Source organism: Paraburkholderia sp. SIMBA_030, from assembly GCF_046535245.1.
GTDB lineage: Bacteria > Pseudomonadota > Gammaproteobacteria > Burkholderiales > Burkholderiaceae > Paraburkholderia.
Map to the genome: position 1 here is coordinate 1 of NZ_JAWRXB010000445.1, position 275 is coordinate 275.

Below are 275 nucleotides of genomic sequence, written 5' to 3' on the forward strand. Positions count from 1 at the left end.
ATTTGCAGTTTTCTAAGTAGTTAGGATGCCATTCATCATCATCGTCAAGAAATGCTAGAAATAGTGAATCGAAATCCTGCTTTTGTTTGTTGCTCAGATACTCTATTGCCGTATTCCATGCTCCACTAGCACCGACAGTTCGCTGGTTTAGTAAATATTGAATATGGGAATTAGTTGATGGAATAGATTCGACTATCAGTCTGTTTTGACACTGAATTTGTTCTGGAGAGTCGTCTACAACAATAATATAGCTCGGTGATATGGACTGATTTAAT

General features: G+C 37.1%; 1 protein-coding gene. It reads right to left on the reverse strand.

What is annotated here, in order from left to right:
* Positions 1-275, reverse strand: a 275-nt coding sequence (locus tag SB772_RS40715) for a glycosyltransferase (protein WP_410838613.1), incomplete at both ends; no start/stop codon positions are given.